At 32.4% G+C, this 16,174-nt stretch carries 17 protein-coding genes and 1 tRNA gene; 3 read left to right on the top strand and 15 right to left on the bottom strand.

Annotation, left to right across the window (positions count from 1 at the left end; all coding sequences use genetic code 11):
• Positions 1-68 precede the first annotated feature (68 nt).
• From AC23MC_RS01825 to AC23MC_RS01815, 3 genes are all read left to right on the top strand, one after another.
• Positions 69-557, top strand: a complete 489-nt coding sequence (locus AC23MC_RS01825) for a hypothetical protein (RefSeq protein ID WP_487566723.1) — start codon at positions 69-71, stop codon at positions 555-557.
• A gap of 93 nt (positions 558-650) precedes the next feature.
• Positions 651-1,157 (top strand): hypothetical protein, encoded by a 507-nt coding sequence (locus AC23MC_RS01820; protein WP_487566722.1) that lies wholly within the window; start codon positions 651-653, stop codon positions 1,155-1,157.
• Positions 1,158-1,363: 206 nt separating this feature from the next.
• Positions 1,364-2,284: a hypothetical protein gene (locus tag AC23MC_RS01815; RefSeq protein WP_487566721.1), complete on the top strand. Its 921-nt coding sequence runs from the start codon at positions 1,364-1,366 to the stop codon at positions 2,282-2,284.
• Positions 2,285-2,404: 120 nt separating this feature from the next.
• On the opposite strand, the gene AC23MC_RS01810 is transcribed toward AC23MC_RS01815, so the two are convergent.
• From AC23MC_RS01810 to AC23MC_RS01740, 15 genes are all read right to left on the bottom strand, one after another.
• Positions 2,405-3,640, bottom strand: coding sequence for a site-specific integrase (locus AC23MC_RS01810; protein WP_487566720.1), 1,236 nt, complete (start codon positions 3,638-3,640; stop codon positions 2,405-2,407).
• Positions 3,641-3,912: 272 nt separating this feature from the next.
• Positions 3,913-3,987: transfer RNA gene (locus tag AC23MC_RS01805), tRNA-Val, on the bottom strand.
• A 69-nt stretch (positions 3,988-4,056) separates the two neighbouring features.
• Positions 4,057-5,277, bottom strand: a complete 1,221-nt coding sequence (locus AC23MC_RS01800; RefSeq protein ID WP_487566719.1) for a bifunctional folylpolyglutamate synthase/dihydrofolate synthase — start codon at positions 5,275-5,277, stop codon at positions 4,057-4,059.
• Positions 5,278-5,335: 58 nt separating this feature from the next.
• A complete protein-coding gene (locus tag AC23MC_RS01795; protein WP_487566718.1) occupies positions 5,336-5,737 on the bottom strand; it encodes a hypothetical protein in 402 nt (133 codons plus the stop codon).
• The gene (locus AC23MC_RS01790) at positions 5,737-6,573 is read right to left on the bottom strand and encodes an energy transducer TonB (protein ID WP_487566717.1); all 837 of its coding nucleotides are present in this window, start codon (positions 6,571-6,573) and stop codon (positions 5,737-5,739) included. The genes AC23MC_RS01795 and AC23MC_RS01790 overlap by 1 nt, the downstream gene beginning before the upstream one ends.
• A gap of 160 nt (positions 6,574-6,733) precedes the next feature.
• Entirely contained in the window at positions 6,734-7,126 is a 393-nt protein-coding gene (locus tag AC23MC_RS01785; protein WP_487566716.1) for an ExbD/TolR family protein, read from the bottom strand.
• A 1-nt stretch (position 7,127) separates the two neighbouring features.
• Positions 7,128-7,823, bottom strand: coding sequence for a MotA/TolQ/ExbB proton channel family protein (locus AC23MC_RS01780; RefSeq protein WP_487566715.1), 696 nt, complete (start codon positions 7,821-7,823; stop codon positions 7,128-7,130).
• Between the two features lie 59 nt (positions 7,824-7,882).
• A complete protein-coding gene (gene nhaD, locus AC23MC_RS01775; RefSeq protein ID WP_487566797.1) occupies positions 7,883-9,259 on the bottom strand; it encodes a sodium:proton antiporter NhaD in 1,377 nt (458 codons plus the stop codon).
• A 10-nt stretch (positions 9,260-9,269) separates the two neighbouring features.
• Entirely contained in the window at positions 9,270-10,496 is a 1,227-nt protein-coding gene (locus AC23MC_RS01770; protein ID WP_487566714.1) for a Glu/Leu/Phe/Val dehydrogenase dimerization domain-containing protein, read from the bottom strand.
• A gap of 197 nt (positions 10,497-10,693) precedes the next feature.
• The gene (locus tag AC23MC_RS01765; RefSeq protein ID WP_487566713.1) at positions 10,694-11,950 is read right to left on the bottom strand and encodes a glycoside hydrolase family 5 protein; all 1,257 of its coding nucleotides are present in this window, start codon (positions 11,948-11,950) and stop codon (positions 10,694-10,696) included.
• A 154-nt stretch (positions 11,951-12,104) separates the two neighbouring features.
• Positions 12,105-12,935, bottom strand: coding sequence for a YoaK family protein (locus AC23MC_RS01760; RefSeq protein WP_487566712.1), 831 nt, complete (start codon positions 12,933-12,935; stop codon positions 12,105-12,107).
• Positions 12,936-12,938: 3 nt separating this feature from the next.
• Positions 12,939-13,391 carry a hypothetical protein gene (locus AC23MC_RS01755; protein WP_487566711.1) on the bottom strand — a complete coding sequence of 151 codons (453 nt, stop codon included), beginning with the start codon at positions 13,389-13,391 and terminating at the stop codon, positions 12,939-12,941.
• Positions 13,392-13,411: 20 nt separating this feature from the next.
• Complete coding sequence (locus AC23MC_RS01750) at positions 13,412-13,915, bottom strand: hypothetical protein (RefSeq protein ID WP_487566710.1); 504 nt, start codon at positions 13,913-13,915, stop codon at positions 13,412-13,414.
• 140 nt (positions 13,916-14,055) lie between these two features.
• The gene (locus AC23MC_RS01745) at positions 14,056-15,429 is read right to left on the bottom strand and encodes an ATP-binding protein (protein ID WP_487566709.1); all 1,374 of its coding nucleotides are present in this window, start codon (positions 15,427-15,429) and stop codon (positions 14,056-14,058) included.
• On the bottom strand, positions 15,429-16,127 hold the full coding sequence (locus AC23MC_RS01740) for a response regulator transcription factor (RefSeq protein ID WP_487566708.1): 699 nt from the start codon (positions 16,125-16,127) through the stop codon (positions 15,429-15,431). Before AC23MC_RS01740 ends, AC23MC_RS01745 begins: the two co-directional genes overlap by 1 nt.
• Between the last annotated feature and the right edge of the window lie 47 nt (positions 16,128-16,174).

Below are 16,174 nucleotides of genomic sequence, written 5' to 3'. Positions count from 1 at the left end.
GTAATGTAGGTTAGCAAAAAAGACAAATAAAGTGCTAAAATTTTAAAGAAGGCAGGCTCAATCATCTAATGAGTTACGGAAAATTTCAAAAAGAAGCAGGTGTATATACTAGTTGGAGGAGAAAAAACAATCTTCCTTGTTTAGATTGCAAAAAAGTTGATGAAATTATTCGGGACAAATGGATAAGTGACAAACGTTATAAAGAACTTATTGCTTTTATCAATGAAAATTGGGAATCTGGGAACGGTGATGATTTTGTTCGCCCTTTGAGTAACAACTTCTTGAAAGTGGTTTTAAGTACTGATAAGAAGCCTAGAGAGTTTACTTTTATTGAGACAGATTATCCAATCTTAACAGCAACAGACACTCTTAATTATAAAAAAGATATGCATGGTTTTATAGTAACGAACTTCGGTGAAAATCTAACACCAACTATTATTATACAACTTGACGATCAAATTTATCGCAACAACAAAGAATTAAATAAGATGAAAATAAAGACAAAAAATGTCTTGATTAGTTTTGAAAATGGGAATCCTAAATATGACAGTTTTTAATAGCTTTTTATAAAAGGTCACACAGAAAAAAATTAATGAAGAAAAGGCATATTTAGAAAAAAAATATAATCTAACAAATGAAAACTTATTAATATGAAAAACATCATCAGATTACTAACAGTAGTAGTTATCTTCATTACGACAAATGTATATAGCCAAAAATGCAAATATGATTATCAAAAGAAAGATGAAATTACAGGAGAAGAAACCAAAGGAAGCACCTTTGATGTAAAACGTGGTTGGAAATTTGGATTAAATAAGAATGGAAATCAATATTCTGTCGGAATGCTTATTAATTTAAACGGGAATGTGAGGGATATAATTACTCCTGAAAACACCATTATCTTTAAACTAGAGAATGGCGAAATAATTACTGTCAAGGCAAATCAAGACAATGTGCCTACAGCACAAGCTACTGAATATGGTATTGTTTCTATTTATAATTCACGCTATACTATTTCCAAAGATGATTTACAAAAAATGGCATCTTCTCCACTAATTTATATAAGAATCAGCATTGGCCTTCAAACTTATGATGAGAGTCTTGTTGCTAAAAAAGGAAAGTCATTTCAGGAACAAGCAAGTTGTATATTGCAATAAGATATACAATTTGGTAATAATATCAGTAAATGGAGGATAAATGCACACAATTTGTGTAGAATTAGTGTAATAGTTTAAAATATAAAACATAGTATAAACATATAACATTGGTCAATGTAAAAATTGAAATGTTCGTGATTAAAAATTCGTTACAACTCAAAACCGGACCGGTATAAATTAGTTTATCAAGATTACATAAAAAGATTATGAAATATCTATTATTATTTTTCATTTCAATAACTTATGCACAAAGTCAAAAGTTTATTCTTTTAGATGAAGAAACACTTGAATTTATTGGTGAAGTAAACTATACGCTTTATCTCAATAATAAACCAATTTTTTCTAACTTAACCAGTAAAGACAGTATAACACGTTTGCCGAAAGAAATTAGCTTTGACTCAATAGCTTTTACTAAATTCAACTATAAAATAGCTGGTTTTAAAAAGGAAAATCTAACTGAAGTTGTTTTGCTTAACAGAACTGTTTATGAATTAGATGAGGTAATCATTTCTAACTCAAAACCGAAAGAGATTGTAATAGGTGAAGAATCAAGGTTTATAAAAAACAAATCTGCTGCTTTATCAAAAAATCTTGATTATGGAATTTTATTTCGTGAAAATGATTTAAAAAACATGATGATAAAAAGAATGACTTTCTTTGTTGAAAAGGTCACCTATAAAACAAGTTACAAGATAAAGTTTTATACTGCAAATGAGGTTGGGGATTTTATGACTTTATTACAATTACAGGTTAAAGAATTGCTATTTGAGAGTCCAATTTTAACAATTGAAAAGGGAACAAAAAATAAAGTTGAAGTAAATCTAGAAGAATATGAAATTAATCTATACAACAAAAATGTATTCATTTGTTTAGAATTACAAGATTACTTTGATGAAAACAATACTATCATTCAACCACAATTAAGTGATCAAACCCGACTAAAATATCAAATATCGAATTTAACTAACTATTACACGAAAACATACGATTTGAACACAAAAAAGCTAAGTAATGATATGATCAATATTAACGGGATGATTAATCGTGATTTTGCATTTGTGTTTTTTAAAAAACCTCATAAAAGTCAACTCGTTGCACCTGCAATACTTTTATATGCTGTAAAGTAATTCAATTTTAAGTGTATAAATTGAAAACTGGAAATCTCTAAAAATATAAATGTTTTGAAACAAACTAAGTATCTATCATTATGGAATTGATTTGTGGGCACTTTATTGCGATTTATGACTTCAAGAACTTTTTGAAATGGGTTGTATAGTCAGTTTGTGTTTTAGTAAAGACATGTCCTCACTAACTTTTTTGTCCAAAACTTTTGCATAGTGTTGGGTAGTATGTAGATTTTTGTGACCCAACATTTTGCTAACGGTTTCAATAGGTACTCCATTTGTAAGTGTTACCGAAGTAGCAAAAGTATGTCTAGCCATGTGAAAAGTTATTTCTTTAGGAATATCGCATAAATCACCAATTTCCTTTAAATAGGCATTCATTTTTTGGTTAGTGAGTATTGGTAGAATGCTATTTTCATTTAAGCATTTAGGGTGATTACTATATTTTTCAATAATTTCTTCAGCTATTGGTAAAATTGGAATTTTAGATTTTATTTCTGTTTTTTGACGGTTTTTGAAAATCCATTTTTCGCCATCAATACCGATACCAATATGATCCTTTTTCAATCCTTTCACATCAATGTAGGCTAAACCGGTGTAGCATGAAAAAATGAAGATGTCTCTAACTAATTGCAGCCTTTCGGATGATATTTTTTTGTTATAGATTTTCAATAATTCCTCTTCGGTTAAAAAGTCTCTTTCTACTTCTTTCATTTTACCTTCATATCGAGTAGTGGGGTCTTTATCTAACCAATCATTATCCAGGCATATTTTGATAATCTTTCTGAAGTTTCTAACATATTTAACAGCTGTATTGTTGTTGCATTTTTTTACACTTCTCAAATAAAACTCAAACTCGGTTACAAATCCATAGTCGATTTTATTTATACTTATATCATTCACGTTGTATTTCCAAAGAATGAATTCCTGAAGGTGTTTTAATGAGATTTTAAATCGTTCTAAGGTTCCATAAGCGTAACCATTTCCAATCAAATCTTTAATTTTATCATTATGGCTTTGATAAATTGGAATGATCATTCGCTCACGTTCATGTGTTCTGGTCAGTCTTGATTTAAAATTTTCTATTGATAGTTCTTCGCTCTTGTGAAGTAATTCCATTTGAATATCAAAAACCTTTGATTTAATTAAATCTAGATAATTATTTAATGACCTAGCTTCATCTGAGTTACCTTTCATTTTTGATTGTTCAGCGGACCATTTTGATTTTTCAATGAATTTCTTGGTGCTGAATTCAAAACGTTCTCCATTTACAGTTAACCTGAAATAAATTGGCAATTGACCGTTTTTGTTAGCTTTTGAAGATTTTGCATAAATATGCACAGTGATTTTTGCTTTCATGGTGGTGACCTTTTAATTACTATTCAATTTAATTTTTAAACTTTTAGTAAACAAGATGTACACTTTTTGAACCAGTATTAAACTGGTTGTTAGTACAGTGTTTACAGTGCTTGAGAGAATTTAGCGAGACCCAAAATTGTAGAAATTTTTAGGGTCTCGATTTTGTCCCTTTTGCATTAAGATTGAATGAATAATTTGGTATATGCCCCAAAGCAAAAAGCCGATAAATCTTAAGATTTATCGGCTTTTGTGACCATTTGTTTTTAAATGTGTGGGCGATGAGGGGTTCGAACCCCCGACCCCCTCGGTGTAAACGAGGTGCTCTGAACCAGCTGAGCTAATCGCCCGATTAGTGCTTGATTGCGAGTGCAAATATAGCACAGTTTTTGGTATCTGCAAATAAAAAATGAAAAAAATTATAAAATTTCTGCAACAACAAATGTGCTTCCGCCTACGTAAATGAAATCGGTAGAGCTGGCTGATTTCGTAGCTTCTTGATAAGCTTCTGAAACAGAATTATATACTTTTCCTTTAAGTCCCAACTCGACGGCTTTTTCCTTTAGAATTTCAGGATGTAAACCACGTAAATTTTTTGGACTACAGAAATAATAATTTGCCATGTTTGGGAATAATGGAAGAATTTCACTCAAATCTTTATCATTTACAACGCCTAAAACTATGTGAAGTTGATCAAATTCTTGTTTTTCTATCTGTTTTAGCACAATCGATAATCCGTGTTTGTTGTGAGCTGTATCGCAAATTATTTTCGGACTATCTCCCAATTGTTGCCATCTTCCCAATAATCCGGTGTTTTGAATAACGTTTAAAAAACCAGATTTTATATTTTCTTCAGAAATAAAAAATTCATTTTGTTGTTGCAAAACTTGAAGTGTTTGTTGAACAGTTTTTCTATTCTGAATTTGATAATCGCCTAATAATGCAGTAGGGTAAACTTCTTCAATTAAATCAGAAGCAAAATAAATTTCTGAATTGGTTTCTGATGATTTCTTTATAAAAACGAGTTTCGTTTCATTTGTATATTCACCAATTACAACAGGAATGTTTGGTTTGATAATTCCGGCTTTTTCAAAAGCAATGGATTCTAATGTATTTCCGAGAAATTGGGTGTGATCTAATCCGATGTTCGTGATAACAGAAATTAGCGGTGTAATGATGTTGGTGGAATCTAATCGACCGCCCATACCAACTTCGATGATGGCAATGTCTACTTTTTCTTGCACAAAGTAATCAAAGGCTAAACCGACTGTCATTTCGAAGAAACTTAGTTGATGACTTTCAAAAAAGGTTTTGTGTTTCGAAACAAAATTGATTACAAATTCTTCCGTGATTTCTTCTCCGTTGATTTTAATGCGTTCGCGGTAATCTTTGAGATGAGGTGAAGTATATAAACCTACTTTGTATCCTGCTTCCTGTATAACCGATGCAAGTAGTGAAGAAGTAGAACCTTTTCCGTTAGTACCTGCAACGTGAATTGTTTTGAGTTTTTTTTCCGGATTGTTGAGGTAATTAGCCAACAAAATCGTGTTGTCAAGGTTCGGTTTATAAGCCGATGCTCCTTGCGTTTGATACATTGGAAGCTGATTATACAGCCAGTTTACAGTTTCTTGATAATTCATTGTTTTAAAAAAATAAACCCCACAAAAGTGAGGTTTAAATATAAATAAATTTTGTTTTTTATTCTCCGTTTCTAAAGTTAAATACAATGAACCCAATTTGCCCATCTGGTGCATTTGAATCGTCATTCCAACGGTATTTGTATGCTGATTTAATAGCAGCTTCTTTAAGGCAAGTACTGGTTGTATTGGAGCCACTCGGACTAAATTTTGCGTTGGTAACGATACCTTTTTTGTTGACTTTTATTTCTATAATTATAATTCCTTCGTCATTACAATTTGCATTTATTTCAACTTGATTGGCTAGACTTCTATCGTTTAAACCTGAATTATTTCTATTTGAGTTAGTATAGTAGCTATTAGAATATTTTTCTCTTTTAGGTTCACCGTCGCCCCCTGTAGTGTTTTGACCAAAACTACTACAACATGTTAAAAGAAAAAGTGTAAGAAATAAGCTTTTCATTATTCTCCGTTTCTAAAGTTAAATACAATGAACCCAATTTGCCCATCTGGTGCATTTGAATCGTCATTCCAACGGTATTTGTAAGCTGATTTAATAGCAGCTTCTTTAAGGCAAGTACTGGTTGTATTGGAGCCACTCGGACTAAATTTTGCGTTGGTAACTGTTCCGCTTTTGCTTACTTTTACTTCAACAACTACTGTTCCTTCATCATTACATTCTGCTTTTACAGCTCCCGGACTGGAAAGTCGTCTGCCATTTAATCCCCAAGCTCCTGTTCCTGTTCCGGTTCCTTTACCGCTACCGTAGTAGCTGTTGGAATAAATGCTTCCGTCTAATTTTCCCTGGTTTCCCGGTGTTGTTGTATTTCCGTCGCCACCGGTGGTTTTTCCATCGGATGATTTAACTCCACCAATTAAGGCATCTAGTTTTGCTTTTTTATCGGCTTCTTCTTTCTTTTTTTTCTGTTCTGCAGCTTTTATTTTGGCTTCGGCTACTGCTTTTTTATTGGCTTCTTCTTTTTGTTTTTTTAATGCAATTGCTGCTTCGTTATCGGCTGTAATCACATTTTCCGAAGCCTGACTTGGAGTTGCGGGTTCTGAAGTTTCTTCCACCGGCTGTTGTTCAGTTACTTCTCTTGGTTCTGATTTTACGGGTTCGGTTGTATTGGTGTTTCCTGAACCGGCATCGGTGTTTCCAAAGTTAATGGCGATTCCGTTTTCAGGTGGTGGATCCATTGAAGTTAAACCAAAGAATATGCAAAGCAATAGTATCAATGCCATTATGGTTGATGAAATGGCAAATGATTTTCTTTCGTGTTCGGTTTCTAAATATTTCATGGTCTCTCTTTTTAGCCCTGATGGTAGTGGATAGCTTTTTTTGAAAGAAACACTATTTTTTGTTGCTGTTTCAAAGCGACCAGCGGAAGCTCTTGAAACGGCTTACAAAAAAAGGGTTTATTCAAAAAAACTATGAACGAACAGCAGGATTAGCTTCTTATTATTTTGGTCGAACTGCCAGTACCACTTTAATTTGATTTCGGTTGGCGATGTCTAACACATTAACTGCTTTTTCAATTGGCACACCTTCCTCTGCTCTAAGAATAATGGCTTTGTCTTCTTGGTTTGGAAACAAGGCTAATAATCGAGCTTCTAAATCGGCTTCTTGCACTTGATCTTTGTCAATAAAAAATTCTAAATCTTTATTGATGCTCACCGAAATGTTTTTGTTACTGTCGGTTTTTCCTTTTGCTTTTGGCAATACTAAATCCAAGGCATTGGTTGTTACCATTGTTGACGTTAGCATGAAGAAAATCAATAACAAAAACACGATGTCTGTCATAGACGACATGTTGAATTCTGGTGATACTTTATTTCTACCTCTTATGTTCATATTATGAGGGTTCGTTTAAAAGGTCAAGGAAATCAGTTGCATTGGCTTCCATTTGATGCACAACTTTGTCTGTTTTTACAACTAAGTGGTTGTAGCCCATAAAGGCAATAATTCCTACTACTAAACCTGCAACCGTTGTGGTCATAGCGGTATAAATACCTTCTGCTAAAGCACCAACTTCAATTTGTCCGCCTCCGCTTGCCATTTTGTGAAAGGCAAGAATCATACCAATTACAGTTCCAAGGAAACCAATCATTGGTCCTGCTCCTGAGATAGTTGCGAGCATACTTACGTTTTTCTCTAGTTTATAAATTTCTAGTTTTCCGGCATTTTCGATGGCTGTATTGATGTCTTCCAATGGTTTTCCGATGCGGGAAATTCCTTTTTCGGTTAAACGAGCAACAGGTGAATTGGTTTGAGCACATAGCATTTTAGCGGCATCAATTTTACCGTTCATAATATTCATTTTGATATTATTCATAAAATTAATGTCAATTTTTGAAGCGGCATTGATGGCTAAAAGTCGCTCAAAATAGAGGTATAAAGCAAAAAAGAATAACAAACCCAATGTAATCATAATGAGTTGTCCTCCGATTCCTCCACTGGTCATTAAATCCCAAATGGATAATGTAACTTCTACTGGTTGATCTTCTAATAAAGCATCTTGTGCTGTTGCTAAACTATCTGCTGGTTGCATATTTTAATTTGTTTTTTTGATTGGTTAAAAGATAACGCTAAAGTACTATTTTAAATTGTTTATCGCACAAAATGTTCAATAAACATGAATGTTAAAGCTCCTGCTAAGAATCCTGCAAAAGCTAGCCAAGTGATTCTTTTGAGATACCAAATAAAATCGATTTTTTCCATACCCATTGCGGCAACACCTGCGGCTGAGCCGATGATGAGCATACTTCCACCTGTTCCGGCAGAGTAGGCGATGAAATGCCAAATAGGACTATCAACTTCAAAGGTATACATTCCCATGGAAGCCGCGACTAGTGGAACATTATCAATTACTGAAGATAGAATTCCTAAAAGAATAACCACAATATCCATATTTGGAATGGCATTAGATAAAGATTCTGCAGCATAGCGAAGAGTTCCGGTATCGACTCCGTTTATTTGACCAAATACCATAGTTTCTAAGGCAGCAACACCCATTAAAATTCCTAAGAAAAAGAGAATGCTTGAAAATTCAATTTTTGTTAATGCATTATGACCGGAATAAAGGTGTTTGTCTTTTTTGTTGAAATCGTCAAATGGAGTAACATATTCTGATGCTAACCAAACAAATCCTAGACTGAACATCATTCCAACATAAGGTGGAAGTCCGGTTATTACTTTAAAAATAGGTACAAAAACAATAGCTCCTAAACCAATGTAAAGCATCTTTTTACTACTTAATAATCGTTCTGATTCTTCGTTTACTCCAAATGCTTTTCGTTCGGTTTCTCCCTGAAAAGGTTTTAATTTTGAGGCAATAAAGAACGGAACAACAAAGCAAATTATTGAGGGTATTATCACGTATTCAGATAGACCAAGGGCAGTAACTTTATTATCAATCCACAGCATAGTAGTTGTTACATCGCCAATTGGAGACCAAGCTCCACCGGCATTTGCTGCAATGACTATTAATGAGGCATACCAAATTCTGTATTCGCGTTTTGGTATTAATTTTCGCAACAAAGTAATTAAAACGATGGTTGTTGTTAGGTTATCAATAATTGCAGAAAGGAAAAAAGCAATAATACCTAATGTCCAAAGTAGTTTTACTTTATTTGTTGTTCTAATTCTATTTTTAATGACATCAAAACCACGGTGTAAATCAATAATTTCAACAATGGTCATTGCTCCAATTAAGAAAATCAAAATTTCGGCAGTTTTGCCAAAATGATGCATTAAGTTTTCAAGGAATCCTTCATGATTTGCTTCTGCCTCACCAACTGCCATGTTAAAAACATGACCGTGTCCGTCAATAATTGAAAGCCATCCGTTGTTGAAACCGAAAGATAAAAATGCCCACATAACCGCAGCCATTAAAAGAGCCGGAACAGTTTTGTCAAGTTTTAACGGATGTTCCAATGTGATGGACATGTATCCAACAACAAATAATAAAATGATAATAAGTGCCATCATGTTTTAATTAAGTTAGTTGTTTAAGTGCAATTTCAAAAGCGGTAGCACTGATATTTGTTTTTGATGAATTTAATGCATGCGTTTTTTCAATTGCTTTTTTGATGGTTTCGGAAGTATCGAAGAAGATAGCTTCATCTGTCATTTGAACTTTCTTTTCCATAAAATAAGCAAAAACGCGAGCCATGCCGCAATTTGCAATAAAATCAGGAATTAAGCTAACTTTTGCATCAGTTTCTTCCATGATTGAACCAAAGAAAATTTCTTTATCGGCAAACGGCACATTGGCACCACTTGAAATTACTTCTAAACCGGAAGTAATCATTTGGTCAATTTGACTTTTTTGAACCAAACGTGAAGCTGCACAAGGAGCAAAGATTTCGGCATTAATGTTCCAAATTTGCTGATTTATTTTTTCAAATGGAATCATATTTGGAGCGACTAATTTATTTCCATCTTTGTTTAGAAATAAACGTTTAATATCTTCGAATGAAAATCCGTCTTCATTTATTATTCCTCCTTCGCGATCGATGATTCCAACAATTTTGGCACCCATTCCTGCTAAATAAAATGCTGCTGCAGATCCAACATTTCCAAAGCCTTGAACAACGGCTTTTTTGCCAACAACGCTTCCGCCATAAATATCATAATAATGACGCACTGCTTCGGCAACGCCAAAACCGGTAATCATATCTGCAACGGTATATTTTCGGTTTACATCTGGTGAAAATTTTGGATTTTCAATTACTTTGATGACACCTTGACGAAGTTGACCTATTCTGTTGATTTTGTCTGCTTCTGTAGGTTTAAAATGACCGTTGAAAACGCCTTCTTGCGGATGCCAAACGCCACATTCTTCCGTAATTGGAATTACTTCATGAATTTCATCTACATTTAAATCGCCACCAGTTCCATAATAACTTTTTAATAGAGGAGATACAGCTTTATACCAGCGTCGTAAAACTTCTTTTTTTCGAGGATCGTTTGGATCAAAGTTGATTCCAGATTTTGCTCCGCCAATGGCAGGACCAGAAACAGAGAATTTTACTTCCATAGTTTTTGCAAGAGAAAGAACTTCGTTCATGTCTAATCCTTTTCGCATTCTGGTTCCGCCACCGGCAGCACCTCCACGAAGAGAGTTGATTACTGTCCAGCCTTCTGCATCTGTTTCTGCATCTTTCCAGTTAAAAATTATTTCGGGTTCTTTGTTCTCAAATTTTTTGAGTAATTCTTTCATTTTAGTTAGTTGTTCTTTTTTAGTTTGTTTGTGTTGCAAATTTAATTTTAAATATTAAATTGAGTTTTATTTTAATAAAGATTTTATAATAAAATAATCGTTTTTCAACTTTTAATTTAAAGCAAATGGCAAAACGGGTCAATTTGATTAAAAATTGACCCGTAGACTTTAAATAGAACTTGTAGTGATTTTACTTCTTATTTCTTTAGAGAATGATTTTTAAAACCCAATCCTTCAATATAACCCACATTTGGAAAATTCTTTTTAGTAAAAAGAGAGTTCTCTAAATACTGATTTAGAGCTTTCTGCACTAATTCGCGATTAGGTCTGTTTTTGCGAATATTTTCATAAGTGCTTCTATCGCTTTTGGCATAATTTATCAAAAGATCAAAATTTTCGGGTTGATCAAAATTCATGATTCCTCGGGTGTTGTTCATTTTTTTATAAGGCCAAAAGCACCAATGAATTTCATTTTTATCTAATAATGTTCTAAAATCGTTTACCCATTCATCTGTGTTTTCACCCGTTTCTCCAATGTAGATTGGAACTTGATGTTTTTCGCTAAAATCTACATAAAACTGAACGGATTCTTGATTTACATCAAACCAATATTTATGAAATTCATATACTATATTGTTGTCTAAAATTTCTTCAAAAACGCCAAAATCGCCGCCCCAAACAGAACCACTTAAAAAGATGGTATGCTTTTTATCAATTTTTCGAATGTCGGCAACCAAACGTTTGTAAAGCAAATGCAGACGTAGATTGTAATCCTTAATTTCATCTTTGAAATAATGAGCTAAAGGTTCGTTAATTAAATCATACCCAATAACAATGGGATCGTTTTTATATTTTTTGGCAATATCAATCCAAATTTCGCTTAATAAATTCTGTGATTTTTGACTAAAAAACAAATAGGGAAAACCATGACTGTCATCAATATTGTCTCCGGTTTGTCCGCCGGGAGCACAATGCATATCCAATAAAACATACAGTTTTTCTTGTCTGCACCATTCAATTACTCGATCAAGATAGGTAAAGCCTGAATTTCGTTTTCCCATATACAAATCTTGCGTAAACATTTTATAATGAAATGGAACACGCAAATGATTGCAACCAATTTGTTTTAAATATTTGATGTCGTCATGCGTGATGTAATTGTCTAAGTATTTATCCCAAAAGACTTCTAAACTATCCGGACCAATCATTTCATACAAAAAATCATCAATCCTTCGAGGAGAATTTACTTGTTCAAATTTGAACATATATCCTTCGGGAACTAACCAATTTCCGAGGTTTGTTCCTTTTAGAATAATTGGATTTCCAGAAGGTTCAAGAATTTGTTTTCCATTAGTTTTTAAAACAGGAGTTTTGTCTGAAAATTTATTTTTAGTTTGACTGAAAGCTAAAAATGAATTAAATATAATTAGAGCAGAAAGAAGAATTTTTTTCATGATTTGTTGAAATAGTGTCTGCTAAATTATTTTTTTTGAAAGCTACTGTAAAACATTTCAAACCTAAATTTTGAAAAAGTGTATTAAAAATGTAGTGTTTTTGTTTTGGATGTAATGCTGAGCAAAAAAAATCCCCAAAGTGGGGATTTTATGTTTATGCTGTTTCTTCTTTCATTCTTTCTTTTCTTTCAGTAAACGAATTTAAATTGAAAGACGGATGCACAGTTTTAGTTTCCTTGTAAACCTTGATTGCATTTTTTCTGTTTCTGACTGATATGAATCGTGCCAAACGAATTTTGTATAAATCATACGAAATTACAATCGTTAAAAATACACTCACAATATAAAACACTTGAAATCCGGTGTAGAAATAAAGAAATCCGGAAATTATTGCTCCTCCCAAATAGGCAATTGCAATTGTGCTCAATAATTTTGCTTTGCCTCTCAACTCTTTGTTTTCTCTGAATTCTTTTTTGGTAAACATTGAAAATAGAATTCCTAAATCAGTTGTAGTTCCCGTTAAGTGAGTTGTTTTTACAGCAAAATTTGAAATACTTGCGGTTAATCCGTTTTGTAAACCCATTGCAAAAAGCATGATTCCGAGCATGATTTCGGTTTCAAATAGTGTTTCCATGTAGAAAAACTGTCCATAGACTCCAACTGACATCAAACAAAAAATTTCTAAAATAAGCGGTAACGAATGAGCCAAATACGTATTTATTTTACTAAGATGAATAACAATTAAATTGGACAAAAAACTACCAAAAAAGAATAGAAATATCCAAGCAAAAACAATTCCGGTTTGGTATAGATTTCCTTTTACAATTTCTGAAGCCAAAATGGCATAATGACCTGTTACATTTGATGAAAATGAAAAGAAAATCAGTAATGAGGCAACATTCACCATGCCGCCGGAAAAGGCAGTAAGTGCTCCTAATTTAATATTGTCTTCTAATGTTCTGCTATTACTAAATTTTCTAAGCATATTCTATGATTTTTCAAATGTTAATTTTGCAATTCCACGAGCTTGAATTTCCGAATCAAAATTCAAAATCATTGTGTTGTTGTCAAGTTCGGTAAGGTTGTAGTTTTCTACAACATTATCATCATATTTTAATTGAAGAATATGACCTCTTCCTTTAATTTTCCAATCTACCAATCGTTCTGTTGAACCTGCTTTTAAGAGCAGTTTTCCGTTTGGCAAAAATTGCCAAGTTTCGGCTTCATGAATAAGTAGGTGTTGACCTATTATTTTTTTTACATCGTCTGTAATTTCTTTGCTGTTAGTGTCGCCAACTTTGTTTACACGTTCATACTCCCAAGATTTTTCATTCCATTGTCCAACAATTTTTTTTTCGGGACTTTGAGAAAAGGACATTAATGTAAAGATCGTTGCAACAATAACCAGAAATACAGCTGTATAAGTGGTTATAATTTTCATAGTTTTTTTGGTTTTAATAATTAAGAATGCGAAGGAACTCCGTTGAAGAAGATTTCGGCCACTTTTCCTTTTTCCGGCATGTTTTGGATGGTATTCCATCCCACTTGTTCTACAGAAAGTTTGCTTTTTTGAATAAATGGAACTAAATCAAAGCTTTTTCTTTTATCCAATTTCCATTGATGTTGTAATGGAAGAAAAGCTTGATCAATTTTGTTTCCTTCAACATAATTATTAAAAGCAGTTTGTGTAAAGCCGGTAAAGATATCTTTACGAATAGAATTTATTTTGGATGCATATTTGTTTTGTAAAACCGAACAAGCTTCAGTAAATTCATTAGTAATAAATTGATTTACAATTTTTTTTTTTGATAAGAAAAGCAAATCAGTGATGGAATCTTTTAAATGAACACCGTGCAAAAGAATGATATCAAATTTTTCATTTGATGAAGATTGACTCAAAACATTTTTTAAAACAGATAAAGATTCAATCGAGAAATCAGTTGGGATAAGAATGGTTTTTTTCATGACACTATTTTTTTTAGATTTATAGTGACAAATTTATGGGCGTCAAATTAGAAAGAAATTAATCTAAAATTAGAATTTGATTAAAATTGAATGACGAAATTAAAATCAGATTAGAGAATCTTAAAGAAGTTTTAAAAACGTTAAATTTTATACATCGGAATGTTAATTTGAACCGTCGTTCCTTGGTTCTGAATCGATTTTACATCAATCTCACCACGATGCATTCGAATGATATTTCGCGTAAGCGGCAAACCAATTCCATAACCTTCATAATTTTTGGTATTAGATGCTCTGAAGAATGGATCATAAATAAATTTTAATTCCGATTCGGGAATTCCTATACCAACATCTTTTATAACCACAAAAACACTGTTGTTTGATGCTCCAAGTGCAACATTCACAGGTTGATGGTCAGAATATTTACATCCATTATTGATGATATTGCTAAACGCCAAATGCAATAATTGTTCATTTCCGTTTACTTTTATCATATCCGAATTTTCCGGAAGCAAACTCATATCTAGATGAATTTTATTTTTTTGATTGATTCTTTCCAATGTTTCTTTAACATCCATTAAAACTTGATCAATCCTTAATTTATCAAATTTTTGAATTTTACCATTAAATCCGGTTTGAGCCAAAAATAATAAAGCTCTGGTTTTTCCTTCTAATTTTTCGGCTTCTACCAACATGATTTTGATGGCTTCTTGATAATCTTCTTGACTTCTTTCTTTTGATAAAATTACATCCGCTTCACCTATAATGGCTGTGAGCGGAGTTCTAAGTTCGTGCGAAGCATTACTAATAAAGTTGTTTTGCGTTTCAAAAGAAGTTTCAATTCGGTCGAGCATCGTGTTGAACGTTTTTGCTAATTCATTTAATTCGTCATTTTTGTTTGTTTCATCTAATCGCAAATGCAAATTTTCGGAACTAATCTGATTTACTTTTTCAGTAATTTTCCGTAAAGGTTTAAAAATATATTTTGAAAAATACAGCGATGTGATAGCGGAAATTATAAAAGCAGCTAAAATTGAAAAAAACAACGTTCTTTTTAAATAAGCAGAATGATGCAATTCATAATAATTTTCAGCAGAAGCAACTACAATATACCTTCCTTTTTTACTATTATATAATATACCTTTATAAAAAGTGTTGTTTTTTTGATATTCCGATTTTCCGTTTTTAATGACATCATCAAAAAAGTAGATAGGCAAACCCAATGTCTGACTCTCATCCTGATAAGAAGCAACATCTTCTAACGGGAAAAAATAATCTTTTTCTTGAGGGAGTTTTTCAAAAAATTGATCACGCAATTCTTTAATTTCTCTAATATTTGTGGTTGGATTATTATCTAATTCAATTTTTCCGGCAGTAATTGCACGGAGTTCCAACAGTCGGAAAAAATCATTATGAGAATAATTTAAAAACGAATAATAAACAAATCCGCTAAAAAGCGATAAGACAATTAGAAAAGGAATTAAAAAAAGTAGCGTTATTTTGGTTTGCGTTTTCATTAATTTTCTTTCATTACATAACCCATTCCGATAACGGTATGAATCAGTTTATTAGATGAATTGGAATCGATTTTTTTTCTGAGATAATTCACATAAACATCAACTACATTGGTTCCCATATCAAAATTGACACCCCAAACGTTATCTAATATTTCACCTCTTGAAAGGACTTTGTTGAGGTTTTGCAAAAAGTTGAGCAAAAGTTTAAATTCTGTTGTTGTGAGTGAAATTGTTTCGCCATTTCTGGTAACGGTTTTGCTAAAATCATTCAAAATTAAATCGTCAATTTTATAAATATAGTCTTCTTGAATTTCCGGAATTGATGGATTAAAACTTTCCGTTCTACGAAGCAAGGTTTTTATTCGAGCTAAAAGTTCAATGAATTTAAAGGGTTTTACTAAATAATCATCGGCACCTGATTCTAAACCTAACACAATGTTTTCTGAAGTTCCCAAAGCAGTTAAAAATAAAATTGGAATTTGTGTGTTGGTTTTTCTTATTTCTCGACAAACTTCCAAACCATTCATTTCCGGCAACATAATATCTAAAATGACGAGATCAAATTGATTGTTTTGCTGTAAAGAAAATCCGGTTTTTCCGTCCAATGCCACAGAAACTTCATAACCTTCTTCGGTTAATCCTTTTTTGATAAATGATACTACATGAACTTCGTCTTCTACTAATAAAATCTTTTTCATTGCTATTTTTTTGAACTGAAAAATTCAAGGGTTCAATTTACAAAAAA

The sequence above is a fragment of the Flavobacterium sp. T50_26 genome, from assembly GCF_057652995.1.
This window is presented reverse-complemented; position numbering and strand designations above follow the sequence as displayed.